Annotated in this window: 12 protein-coding genes and 1 pseudogene; 12 read left to right on the forward strand and 1 reads right to left on the reverse strand. The window is 55.1% G+C overall.

Going from position 1 to position 11,666, the window contains the following annotated elements:
- The first annotated feature begins 289 nt into the window (after positions 1-289).
- The 12 genes and pseudogenes from ccmA to FDW96_RS22085 all read left to right on the forward strand — a co-directional run.
- Entirely contained in the window at positions 290-913 is a 624-nt protein-coding gene (ccmA, locus tag FDW96_RS22030) for a cytochrome c biogenesis heme-transporting ATPase CcmA (protein ID WP_061381819.1), read from the forward strand.
- Positions 910-1,569, forward strand: a complete 660-nt coding sequence (ccmB, locus tag FDW96_RS22035; RefSeq protein ID WP_079224734.1) for a heme exporter protein CcmB — start codon at positions 910-912, stop codon at positions 1,567-1,569. The genes ccmA and ccmB overlap by 4 nt, the downstream gene beginning before the upstream one ends.
- A 36-nt stretch (positions 1,570-1,605) precedes the next feature.
- The gene (locus FDW96_RS22040; RefSeq protein WP_042309394.1) at positions 1,606-2,352 is read left to right on the forward strand and encodes a heme ABC transporter permease; all 747 of its coding nucleotides are present in this window, start codon (positions 1,606-1,608) and stop codon (positions 2,350-2,352) included.
- The gene (gene ccmD, locus FDW96_RS22045; protein WP_061381817.1) at positions 2,349-2,561 is read left to right on the forward strand and encodes a heme exporter protein CcmD; all 213 of its coding nucleotides are present in this window, start codon (positions 2,349-2,351) and stop codon (positions 2,559-2,561) included. Before FDW96_RS22040 ends, ccmD begins: the two co-directional genes overlap by 4 nt.
- On the forward strand, positions 2,558-3,034 hold the full coding sequence (ccmE, locus tag FDW96_RS22050) for a cytochrome c maturation protein CcmE (protein ID WP_042309391.1): 477 nt from the start codon (positions 2,558-2,560) through the stop codon (positions 3,032-3,034). The genes ccmD and ccmE overlap by 4 nt, the downstream gene beginning before the upstream one ends.
- A complete protein-coding gene (locus tag FDW96_RS22055) occupies positions 3,031-4,986 on the forward strand; it encodes a heme lyase CcmF/NrfE family subunit (RefSeq protein ID WP_079224732.1) in 1,956 nt (651 codons plus the stop codon). Before ccmE ends, FDW96_RS22055 begins: the two co-directional genes overlap by 4 nt.
- Positions 4,983-5,540, forward strand: coding sequence for a DsbE family thiol:disulfide interchange protein (locus FDW96_RS22060; protein WP_042309387.1), 558 nt, complete (start codon positions 4,983-4,985; stop codon positions 5,538-5,540). The genes FDW96_RS22055 and FDW96_RS22060 overlap by 4 nt, the downstream gene beginning before the upstream one ends.
- Positions 5,541-5,551: 11 nt before the next feature.
- Entirely contained in the window at positions 5,552-6,004 is a 453-nt protein-coding gene (locus FDW96_RS22065; RefSeq protein WP_042309384.1) for a cytochrome c-type biogenesis protein, read from the forward strand.
- Positions 6,001-6,867: a c-type cytochrome biogenesis protein CcmI gene (ccmI, locus tag FDW96_RS22070; RefSeq protein WP_042309383.1), complete on the forward strand. Its 867-nt coding sequence runs from the start codon at positions 6,001-6,003 to the stop codon at positions 6,865-6,867. The genes FDW96_RS22065 and ccmI overlap by 4 nt, the downstream gene beginning before the upstream one ends.
- 225 nt (positions 6,868-7,092) lie before the next feature.
- Complete coding sequence (locus tag FDW96_RS22075) at positions 7,093-8,256, forward strand: NapC/NirT family cytochrome c (protein WP_137361053.1); 1,164 nt, start codon at positions 7,093-7,095, stop codon at positions 8,254-8,256.
- Between the two features lie 9 nt (positions 8,257-8,265).
- The gene (gene torA / locus FDW96_RS22080) at positions 8,266-10,785 is read left to right on the forward strand and encodes a trimethylamine-N-oxide reductase TorA (protein WP_137366320.1); all 2,520 of its coding nucleotides are present in this window, start codon (positions 8,266-8,268) and stop codon (positions 10,783-10,785) included.
- Positions 10,786-11,025: 240 nt separating this feature from the next.
- Positions 11,026-11,340: pseudogene (locus FDW96_RS22085) on the forward strand (tyrosine-type recombinase/integrase); the annotation flags it as partial.
- 91 nt (positions 11,341-11,431) lie between these two features.
- Here FDW96_RS22085 and FDW96_RS25115 read toward each other — a convergent pair.
- Positions 11,432-11,666, reverse strand: a 235-nt coding sequence (locus FDW96_RS25115; protein ID WP_170974732.1) for a hypothetical protein, incomplete at its 5' end; no start/stop codon positions are given.

Here is an 11,666-nt window from a genome sequence, read left to right on the forward strand (position 1 = left end):
AGTTTTAATATTAAAAATGCATATGCCGCATTTATGTATGTTAATTGAACACTTGTAGGGCGCGGATGAGTTGACGTGGTTGATGGCTGGCGAAAAAATGGCGGGAATCACTTTGTCGGCGGGTTTTATTAATAATAATGAAACATGCGTGATGCGATAAATATTACGATAATGTTCCAGATCATAAGCGTTTTATATTTTTTAACATATTTGGCAAACTGAAACGCATACTTTCGCTATACTGTAGATCCTTGAATATTCTGCGCTCCCGAACTGGATCCGCCTTCTAATGCTTGAATTAAAAAATATTGCGTGCCTGCGGGATGAACGTCAACTCTTTTGCCGCCTATCATGTTCTATTCAGCCCGGCGAAGTTGTCCAAATATCGGGACCTAATGGGGCAGGAAAAACCTCTTTATTACAGCTACTAACCGGATTATCAACGCCGAGTGAAGGGCAGATTTTGTGGCAGGGTAAACCGCTGCATCGGATGCGTGACGACTGGCATCGTCAACTGTTGTGGCTTGGCCATCAGGTTGGCGTAAAAGGAGGGCTGACGGCGGAGGAAAATTTGCGTTTTTATCACCCGGAGGTATCGCTTGAGATGCGCTGGCAGGCGCTGGAGCAGGTCGGACTGGTCGGTTTTGAAGATGTTGCTGTGGCGCAGCTTTCTGCCGGGCAGCAGCGGCGCGTGGCGCTGGCCAGACTGTGGCTAAGCCGCACAACGTTCTGGATTTTAGATGAACCCTTTACTGCACTGGACGTGGCCGGTGTGCAAAAACTGACCTCACGACTGGAACAGCATGTCGTCCAGGGCGGCGCGGTCATTCTTACAACCCATCAACCTTTACGGCCTCTGTGCGTCCCGTTGCGCACCATTACGCTCAATGAATATGAGGCGGCTGTGGCATGATCGCGCAGATTTTCTGGCGCGACCTGCGCCTTGCCTTTCGTAACTTTGCCGAAATTATCAACCCGCTGTGGTTCTTCCTGATTATCGTCACGCTGTTTCCACTCAGTATTGGCCCTGAGCCACAGCTGCTGCGGCAAATTGCCCCCGGCATCGTCTGGGTAGCGGCGCTACTCTCCTCACTGCTGGCAATGGATCGGCTGTTTCGTGATGACTGGCTGGACGGTTCGTTGCAGCAGATGATGCTGATGCCAGTCCCGCTTTCGCTGGTGGTGCTGGCGAAAGTCGCCGCGCACTGGGTGGTTTCCGGGCTACCGCTGTTAATCATCTCTCCGCTTATCGCCACGCTGTTTGGCCTCTCCGTTGCGGAGTGGCAAGTGCTGGCGCTTACGCTATTGTTGGGTACGCCCACGCTCAGTTTTATTGGTGCGATTGGCGTCGGGCTGACCGTCGGATTGCGGCGCGGCGGCGTATTGCTCAGCCTGCTGGTGCTGCCGTTGATGATCCCTTTATTAATTTTTGCGACCGCCGCCGTGGGCGCGGCGCAGATGCTGCTGCCGGTTGACGGCTATCTGGCGATCCTCGGGGCCTTCCTGGCAGGAAGCGCCACCTTAAGTCCGTTCGCCACTGCAGCAGCGTTACGAATCAGCGTGCAATAACTCCCGTCATCTGCGGGAATATGAGGCAAAGAAAAAATGTGGAAAGCGTTACACCAACTCGCCATTCCAGAGCGGTTGTATAAGGTCTGCGGGCGGTTTATTCCGGCAATGGCTATCCTGAGCGCGCTGTTTCTGGTGGTGGGCTGTATCTGGGGCTTTGTCTACGCCCCAGCGGATTATCAGCAGGGCGAAAGCTATCGCATCATGTATCTGCATGTGCCCGCGGCTATCTGGTCGATGGGGATTTATGGCTCGATGGCGGTGACTGCCTTTGTGGGCCTGATTTGGCAAATGAAAATGGCGGACAATGCGGTGATGGCGATGGCGCTTCCCGGCGCTGTCTATACCTTCATCGCGCTGGTCACTGGTTCTGCCTGGGGCAAACCAATGTGGGGCACCTGGTGGGTGTGGGATGCGCGTCTGACCTCCGAGCTGGTGCTGCTGTTCTTATATGTCGGCGTGATTGGCTTGTATCACGCCTTTGATGACCGCCGCCTGGCCGGGCGCGCCGCCGGGATCCTCGTTCTGGTCGGGGTGGTCAATTTGCCGATTATTCATTTTTCCGTTGAATGGTGGAACACCCTGCATCAGGGGTCGACCAATATGCAGAAAACCATCGACCCATCTATGCGTATGCCGTTGCGTTTAACGATTTTCGGCTTCTTATTCCTTTTTATTACTCTGACATTAATGCGTATGCGTAATTTGATTCTGCTGCAGGAACGTCGCCGCCCATGGGTGGCGCAGCTGGTTTCCGGGCGCAAAAACGAGGTTAATTCATGACGAGCGCTTTCCACTCCTGGAGTGATTTCTGGCAGATGGGCGGCTACGCCTTTTATGTCTGGCTGGCAGTGGCCGTGACGGCGTTCTCGCTGCTGGTTGTGGTCTGGCATGCATGCTGGCAGCGCAGGGCGCTGCTGGCTGACGTTCAGCGTCAGATGGCGCGCGAGCGCCGGATGCAGGCGGCGCGTAAAAAAGGAGAGGCGTTGTGAATCCGCGGCGTAAGGTACGACTCTGGCTTGCCTGTAGCGTGTTGGGAGGACTGGCGCTGACGGTCGGACTGGTGATGTATGCGCTCAGCGCCAATATCGATCTCTTCTATACGCCGGGGGAAATCATTTACGGCAAGCGGGAAAATGGCCAGAAGCCGGAGCCGGGACAGCGCCTGCGCATTGGCGGCATGGTGATGCCCGGCAGCGTGAAGCGTGACGATAAAACGCTGGACGTGACCTTTAAGCTCTACGATGCGCGCGGCGTGGTAGAGGTGAGCTATACGGGGATCCTGCCAGCGCTGTTCAGAGAAGGGCAGGGTGTGGTGGCACAGGGAACGCTGCAAGACGGTACCCATATCCGTGCCAAAGAGGTGTTGGCGAAACACGATGAAAACTATACCCCTCCGGAGATTAAAGAGGCGATGGACGAAAATCATCACCCTGCCGGGAATCAACAAGGAGCCGCGCAATGATCCCTGAAATTGGGCATTTTCTGCTGTGTCTGGCGCTGGGTATTTCCTGCCTGCTCGGGCTGTATCCGACCTGGGGGGCGATGCGTCAGGATACGCGGATGATGGCGCTGGCGAAACCGCTGTCATTCGCCATGTTTGCGGCGATCCTCGGGTCATTCCTGATACTGGTTTATGCTTTTGTGGTGAATGATTTCACCGTTCAGTATGTCGCCAGCAACTCGAATACGCTGCTGCCGGTATGGTATCGCGTGGCGGCTACCTGGGGGGCGCACGAAGGGTCACTGCTGCTGTGGGTGCTCCTGATGAGCGGCTGGACCTTTGCAGTGGCGGCGCTGAGCCGCAACATTCCCCTGGAAGCATCATCCCGCGTGCTGGCGGTGATGGGGATGATCTCCTTTTGCTTTCTGGTGTTCATCCTGCTGACCTCGAACCCGTTTGTACGCACGCTGCCGGACTTTCCGATCGAGGGCCGCGACTTGAATCCGATGCTGCAGGATATTGGACTGATTTTTCATCCACCGATGTTGTACATGGGTTACGTGGGCTTTTCCGTCGCCTTTGCTTTTGCCATCGCTTCTCTCATGACCGGGCGTCTGGACAGCGCCTGGGCGCGCTGGTCGCGTCCGTGGACACTGGCGGCGTGGAGCTTCCTGACGGTGGGCATCGTGTTGGGTTCTGCCTGGGCATACTACGAGCTGGGCTGGGGCGGTTGGTGGTTCTGGGATCCAGTCGAAAATGCCTCGCTGATGCCGTGGCTGGCCGGAACGGCACTGATTCACTCACTGTCTGTAACGGAGAAGCGGGGTAGCTTCAAATCCTGGACCGTGCTGCTGGCAATCCTCGCCTTCTCGCTCTGCCTGCTTGGCACCTTCCTGGTGCGTTCCGGGGTACTCATTTCTGTGCACTCATTCGCCTCTGATCCGACGCGCGGCCTGTTTATTTTGGCGCTGCTGGTGATCACCATCGGCGGTTCGCTGCTGTTGTTTGCCATTAAAGGCGGGAAGGTGCGCTCTCGGGTACGGCATGAGCTGTGGTCGCGCGAGTCGATGCTGTTGGGGAATAACGTCCTGCTGATCGCCGCGATGTTGGTGGTGCTGTTGGGCACACTACTGCCGCTGATTCATAAATTATTGGGGCTGGGTAGTATCTCAATCGGTGAACCATTCTTTAATTCGCTGTTTATCGTGCTGATGATTCCCTTCTCGCTGTTGCTGGGGATTGGGCCGCTGGTACGCTGGCGGCGCGATGAATTGCATAAGCTGCGTAAGCGGCTGCTGGTTGCGGCGCTGGTGTCGATTGTGCTGGCAGTGGTGCTGCCGTGGCTGATGCAGGACCGTATTAAGGCGATGACCGTGCTTGGTCTGCTGATGTCGCTGTGGGCGTTGGTTCTGACAGTGATGGAGGTAGTGGAACGCGCGACCGATCGCCATACCTTCTGGCGCGGGCTAACTCGCCTGGGGCGCAGCCACTGGGGGATGGTGGCTGGGCATGTCGGGCTGGTGGTGACGGTGATTGGCATCGCCTTTAGCCAGAACTATAGCATTGAGCGCGATGTGCGTATGAAGCCGGGTGATAGCGCCGATATTCATCAATATCACTTTGTCTTCCGCGACGTTCAGGACATTACCGGCCCGAACTATTTTGGCGGCGAAGCGGTGATTGACGTCTCGCAGGACGGACAACACATCAGCACCCTGCGGGCAGAAAAACGCGTCTACAGCAGCAGCCGGATGGAGATGACCGAGGCCGCCATCGACGGCGGGCTGGTGCGCGATCTGTATGCCGCGCTGGGTGAAGAACTGGATGATGGCAGTTGGGCGGTGCGCCTGTACTACAAACCGTTTGTTCGCTGGATCTGGTTTGGCGGAATGTTAATGGCGCTTGGCGGCGTATTATGCATTCTGGACCCGCGCTACCGCTTGCGTAAATCGCTGCCGGAGAACGCACAATGAACCGCAAAGTCCTTTATCTGCCGCTGGTTATCTTTCTGGTTCTGGTGGCGGCGCTGATGTGGCAACTGCTGCGCAATAGTGACGGCGATGACCCAACGGCGCTGGAGTCGGCGCTGGTTGGCAAACCGCTCCCCGCGTTTCATCTGGCATCGCTGGAGAAGCCTGATGTGATGCTGGACGCGTCCAGTATTATCAACGGGAAGCCGGTGCTGCTTAACGTCTGGGCGACCTGGTGCCCAACCTGCCGCGCGGAGCACCAATACCTGCGTTCCCTTGCGGCGCAGGGCATTCGCATCGTGGGCATTAACTATAAAGACGATCGCCAGAAGGCGTTGGACTGGCTGCACGAGCTGGGTAATCCGTACGCGCAGGGAGTGTTTGATGGTGACGGTATGCTGGGATTGGATCTCGGTGTCTACGGTGCGCCGGAAACCTTCCTTATCGATGGCAAAGGCATTATTCGCTACCGCCATGCGGGCGATCTGAACGAACAGGTATGGCAGCAGGAAATTCTGCCGTTGTGGAATAAATACAGTCGGGAGGGCAGCGCGTGAGGTTTTTGCTAATGACGTTGCTGACAGCGTTGCTATCGTTTCAGGCGCTGGCGGCGATTGACACTTATCCGTTTAAAAATGAGGCTCAGGAGCAGCAGTTCCGCCAACTGACCGCGCAACTGCGCTGCCCGAAATGCCAAAACAACAGTATTGCCGACTCCAATTCGATGATTGCCGCCGATATGCGTAAAAAAGTCTGGCAACTGATGGAGGAGGGGCAAAGCAATCAGCAAATTACCGATTATATGGTGGCGCGCTACGGTAACTTCGTCACCTATGAACCGCCGGTAACGTTGGCTACGCTGATCCTCTGGCTGCTCCCCGCCTGTTTTGTTCTGGGCGGCGCGCTGGTCATTTTCCGTTTAAGCCGTCGCCCGCGGGCCGCGCAGGAAACGGAACTCAGTCCGCATGAGCAGGCGCGTTTGCAAGCGCTTCTCGATGAAAACAAAAGGACCCTGAAATGATCGTCGCTTTTCTCATCATGATAATTTTACTGCTGGGGACGGCGGCATTGCTGTTCATTCCCTGGTCAGGCAGACAGCGCGTTGATCGTAACACGATGAATCATATGATTTTTCGTGCGCGTCTTCAGGAGCTTGATGAAGACATTTCTCCGGTAAATGCGGCTCAGCAACAGCAGTTGGTTGACGATTTACGCTTGAATTTATTGGAAGATTTGCCTGAGTCGCCAAAAACGGATAACAAAAATAGTAGCTATTGGGTGTATATTCTCGGGGTTATTATACTAACCTCTTTATGCGTAGGGGTATTCGTCCGAACGAGTTACGTCCCCCGTGTAATTGAGTGGCAGCAGGTCGTGCAACAAACGCCGCAACTGATGCAGCGCGTGATGGATCCCCAGGGGAAACCGCTGTCGGAAGAAGAGCTGTTTCGCCTGGCGCTGGGGCTACGTACCCGTCTGCAACAATATCCGGCAGACCAGCTAAGCTGGACGATGCTCGGCAGGCTACAACTGGTGCTGAATAACCCCGGGGCTGCGTTACAGGCGTTTGATAAAGCGCGACAGTTGGCGCCGGGAAATGCGGATGCGCAGCTGGGCTACACCGAAGCATTGCTGCACTCTACGGATCCGAATGATAGCCGTGAAGCCCAGCAGTTGCTTGATACGTTGCTCAAAAATAACCATAACGATGTACGGGTGCTCAGCCTTGTGGCGTTTAACGCCTTTGAGCATCAACAATATGATAAAGCGATAGCGGCATGGCAACTGATGCTGAAACTGTTACCGCCGGACGATAGCCAACGAGAGATCATTATTCGTAGTATCGACCGCGCGAAAAAAGAACAAATCGCTACACTGAAATAATCAAAATATATCAACATTTGCACGAAGGTTTGCTCGATTTGCAATGTGATACCGCGCTGAAATTATCGGCTAATCAACCTCTGATGATTAGCCCGCAGAATCAAACTTCCATAAGCATTGTTGGATTAGAAGATGACGGTAATCGCTATAAATATTTTTATATAGCGATTGTCATGTGGCAAGGACTATTGCGTCTTTATTTTAGGAAAAGGGTTAAATAATAAGATGAGAAAACTTTCACTGGAACGTTCGGGTAGGCGAAAAATTATATTTATCGCCCTGCTGGTTGGGATCATTATTGGTGTCGTGCTGCTGGCGGGTACGGCAACTATCATGCATAAAACCAGCGATACCGAATTCTGCGTGTCGTGTCATACCATGCAACAACCTCTGGCGGAATATCAGGGCAGTGTGCATTTCCAGAACGATAAAGGTATTCGCGCCGAGTGTGCCGATTGCCACGTTCCCCACCAGCCGATCGATTACATGCTGACCAAAATTGGCGCCCTGAAAGATGTTTGGGGTGAAATGACCGGTAAAATCGATACCCCAGAAAAATACGAGGCGCATAAGCTCGCGATGGCCCAGAGCGTGTGGGATGGGTTGAAGAAGAACGACTCGGCAACCTGTCGTTCCTGCCACGACTACAAAGCGATGGATATTCTGGCGCAAACCCCTGAAGCCCGTAAGCAGCACCCGGTGGCGATCAAAGAGGGCCAAACCTGTATCGATTGTCATAAAGGCGTCGCGCACATTCTGCCGAACATGAGTGGCCTGGCGGCAGCAGGGGCGAGCGAACTGGCGAATGCGGCAGCGAAAACGCCGGCAACGGCGACCACGCTGTACACCATTCAAACCCAACCGTTCTGGCTCAGTGAGAAAACCGCCGATCATAACGACGGTAACCTGATGGCTTCCACCGAAGTGCAGGTAGTGAAACGTGACGGTGATATGGTCCTGGCTGATGTCAAAGGCTGGCAGCAGGATGGCGTCACCGAGGCATTCTACGCCGCGCGTGGTAAACGCATCATGAGCGCCCTGCTGGGCGAGGAAGCGCGTAAAGCGCTGAAAGTGAACAGTACGGTAACCGATGAAGAGACGAAACAGGTCTGGCATGAAGTCGATCTGCAGGTCTGGCTGCCGGCGAAAAGTCTGATTGGCGATCAACAAAAAATCTGGAGCTACGCTTCCGATCTCATGGCTAACAACTGTACCGGTTGCCACGGTCTTACCGAGTTGAATCGCTTTAATGCCAACCAGTGGATTGGGGTGGTTAAAGGCATGTCCGGTCGTACGTCGCTGACGCAGGAACAGGTTCGTCTTCTGACCCAGTACGTACAAAAACACGCGAGCGACATGCCCGCAGCAGCCGATCAGGACAAAAAATAAGGAGCCATGATGAAAAAGAATAATGACCATGACATGGCGGAGCAGAGCCAGGAAGCAGGTATGAATCTGACTCGTCGCCGTTTTCTGGCCGGTGCCGGAGCTTTAATGGCGGCACCGCTGCTGGCGGGAATGTGGCCACGCTCGGCGCTGGCCGAAGCGATAAGCCAGGCGCTGCCGCAGTTTGTCGCGCTGCGCCAGGCGGAAAGCGGCATTCTGACCGGTGCCCACTGGGGCGCGTTTGAAGCGATCGTCCGCGATGGCAAAATGGTTGACGTTCGCCCGGTGAAAGACGATCCGTATCCGAACGAACTGATTACCATGGCACCTTATCAGGTGTATGCCGAAAACCGCATTAAGTACCCGATGGTGCGTAAAAGCTGGCTGGAAGGCGGCGCGAAAGACTGTAAACCTGAGCTGCGTGGCCGCGATGAGTGGGTGCGCGTGAGCTGGGATAAGGCGCTGCATCTGGTGGCCGGTGAAATCAGCCGTCTGCAGAAAGAGCACGGACCGTCCTCTATCTATGCGGGCTCTTATGGCTGGAAAAGCGTGGGGATGTTCCACAACCCAAGAACGCTACTGCAGCGCATGATGAACCTGGCAGGCGGTTTTGTCGGCTACTCCGGCGACTACTCGACCGGTGCCGCACAGGTAATAATGCCGCATGTAGTGGGCTCTGTTGAGGTTTATGAGCAGCAGACCGCATGGCCGAACGTCATTGAAAACACCGAGCTGGTGGTGATGATTGGCTGTAACCCTATGATCACGCTTAAAAACAGCTGGAACCTGCCGGATCACGTCAGCCAGACTGGTTTTGAAGCGCTGAAGAAAAAAGGCACCCGGATGATCTGTATCGATCCGGTGCACAGCGACAGCGCCCGTATGCTGGGTGCCGAGTGGATTGGCCCGCACAGCTATACCGACTGTGCGCTGATGGCGGGGATTGCCCATACGCTGTTGGTGGAAAAACTACATAACGCTGACTTCCTGAAAACCTATACCGTCGGCTTCGATAAGTTTGAAGCCTACCTGACCGGTCAGGACGACGGTATTGTGAAAGACGCCAATTGGGCGGCGGACATCAGCGGTGTTGATGCCGAGGTGATCAAACAGCTGGCGCGCGATATGGCAAAACATCGCACTATGATCATGGGCGGTTGGGGCATTCAGCGCCAGCACCACGGTGAACAGGCGCACTGGATGATGGTGACGCTGGCGTCGATGCTGGGGCAGATTGGCCTGCCTGGCGGCGGCTTCGGCTTTAGCTATCACTACTCTTCTGGCGGTAGCCCGACCGCGCGCGGCGGCATTCTCGCCGGGATCTCGGCGGGTAGCCCAACCTCTCCGGCGGCAAAAGATATTACACCGTTCCCGGTGGCGCGCATTGCCGATGCGCTGGCGAACCCTGGCAAGACCATTGATTATAACGGCACGAAAGTGACCTACCCGGATATTAAAATGGTCTACGTGGCGGGGGGGAATACCTTCCACCAGCATCAGGATACCAATAACCTGGTCAAAGCCTGGCAGAACCCGGAGACCGTGGTCGTCAACGAACCTTACTGGACGGCAACGGCCAAACATGCCGATATCGTGCTGCCGGTTACCACGACCTATGAACGTAATGACCTGGACATGGGCGGCGACTACTCGCAGCTCTACGTCTTCCCGCTACGCCAGTGTGTGCCGCCACAGCATGAAGCGAAAAATGACTTTGACGTCTTTGCCGGTATTGCCGAGATCCTCGGCGTACACGACGCCTTTACCGAAGGTAAAGATGAGATGTTATGGTTAAAAGGCATGTATGACGACATGAAAGCCCAGGCGCGTAACGCACGCGTGGCGCTGCCGCCGTTTGATATGTTCTGGGCGTCCAACAACTATATCCGCTTCCCGATTCCGGAAGAGAATAAACAGTGGGTACGCTTTGCTGATTTCCGCGAGAACCCGCTGCTTAATCCACTGGGTACCCCGTCCGGCAAAATCGAAATCTATTCTGATGCCATTGCCAAAATGGGCTACGAGGACTGTAAAGCGATCCCGACCTGGATGCCGCCTCACGAGTGGTATCGCGGGCCGGAAGCAGCGAAATACCCACTGTCGCTGAATACCGGTCACCCGATTAACCGTCTACACTCTCAGCTCGACAACACGCCGCTGCGTAAGAAGTATGCGGTAGCCGACCGTGAGGCTATCTGGATCCATCCGAAGGATGCGGCCGCTCGCGGTATTAGTGCGGGCGATCTGGTCCGTGCCTTTAACGATCGCGGGCAGATCCTGGTAGGGGCGGTGATCACTGATAACGTCCGTGAAGGGGTGGTGCGGATCAGCGAAGGGGCGTGGTTTGACCCGGCCGATCCGTCACAGCCTGGTTCGCTGTGTAAGAACGGTAACGTCAACTGTCTGACCTTTGACGTCGGTTCCTCCAGCCTGGCGCAGGGGAACTGCGGGCAGATGTCACAGTTGCAGATCGAGAAATATACCGGACCGGTGCTGCAAAACACCGCGCATGAAGTGCCTGTAGGCGCATAATCGACAGCCGGTCATAACGAACGGCCCCTCTTGCCAGTGGTGAGAGGGGCCGTTTCTTTACCGTGCTGCGTTTAATCCTGGCTGTATACAGTAGCTGAACCCGGTCGGGGCTTCTCATCCCTCCGCAGGCGTGTAATATGCGAAAAAAAGCCCGTACTTGCGTACGAGCTCTTCTTAAAATATGGCGGTGAGGGGGCTGCCATATTTATGTCTGAATAAGGTTCAGTAGGTGTATATTCGCCAATGCCAGGCAAGGTACAGAATAAAAAACATCATGCTGCACTGCCATATGGCGAGATGGGTATGTTTATGACAGAACTTCGTACAAGAACGGGGATTTCAGCCCGCGCTCTGGAGTTCTCTATTCTGACTGTAGCCCGTTCAGGGGAAATTCGTGGCGCTGAATGGGATGAACTTGATTTGAAGGCTAAAACATGGGTTATCCCGGCGGAAAGAATGAAGGCCACTAAAGAGCATAGCGTTCCGTTATCTGACGCTGCGGTGGCGCTGTTAAAGGCGCTTCCACGCTTTAAGGGTAATAATCTTGTCTTTCCGGAATGCCAGGTCTCACCATCCGGCAGTGCCTGTCGTAATACTTCTCCGTGATTACCGTAATGCCAGTGGCAATGTCGCCCCTGCGGATCGGTCATCTCCCGCAGGCTGCCGTGTTCATCGTAGTGGAACAGCCAGGTTTTATTACCCGGCCCAGCGCATCGTGGCTGAACTGGAGGGGGAGGTGGTCATTAATCTGCCAGTGGGTCATCCGGCCCATCACGCCGTGGGTGAACTGCACGGCAACGTCGTCCAGTTGCCAGGCGACTGGTCTGCCGCTCAGAGGGTCATAGCGGTGTTCCAGCCGACGACCGTTGATGGTTTCAGCG

This window comes from Citrobacter sp. TBCS-15, assembly GCF_005280815.1.
In the GTDB taxonomy this organism is placed as follows: Bacteria; Pseudomonadota; Gammaproteobacteria; order Enterobacterales; family Enterobacteriaceae; genus Citrobacter; species Citrobacter werkmanii.

What these genes read in the sequence shown, in the direction of transcription:
- FDW96_RS22055 (WP_079224732.1), top strand. Translation starts at nt 3,031, where the DNA reads ATGATCCCTGAAATTGGGCATTTTCTGCTGTGTCTGGCGCTGGGTATT.
- FDW96_RS22060 (WP_042309387.1), top strand. Translation starts at nt 4,983, where the DNA reads ATGAACCGCAAAGTCCTTTATCTGCCGCTGGTTATCTTTCTGGTTCTG.
- FDW96_RS22075 (WP_137361053.1), top strand. Translation starts at nt 7,093, where the DNA reads ATGAGAAAACTTTCACTGGAACGTTCGGGTAGGCGAAAAATTATATTT.
- ccmI (WP_042309383.1), top strand. Translation starts at nt 6,001, where the DNA reads ATGATCGTCGCTTTTCTCATCATGATAATTTTACTGCTGGGGACGGCG.
- torA (WP_137366320.1), top strand. Translation starts at nt 8,266, where the DNA reads ATGAAAAAGAATAATGACCATGACATGGCGGAGCAGAGCCAGGAAGCA.
- FDW96_RS22065 (WP_042309384.1), top strand. Translation starts at nt 5,552, where the DNA reads ATGACGTTGCTGACAGCGTTGCTATCGTTTCAGGCGCTGGCGGCGATT.
- FDW96_RS22040 (WP_042309394.1), top strand. Translation starts at nt 1,606, where the DNA reads ATGTGGAAAGCGTTACACCAACTCGCCATTCCAGAGCGGTTGTATAAG.
- ccmB (WP_079224734.1), top strand. Translation starts at nt 910, where the DNA reads ATGATCGCGCAGATTTTCTGGCGCGACCTGCGCCTTGCCTTTCGTAAC.
- ccmD (WP_061381817.1), top strand. Translation starts at nt 2,349, where the DNA reads ATGACGAGCGCTTTCCACTCCTGGAGTGATTTCTGGCAGATGGGCGGC.
- ccmA (WP_061381819.1), top strand. Translation starts at nt 290, where the DNA reads ATGCTTGAATTAAAAAATATTGCGTGCCTGCGGGATGAACGTCAACTC.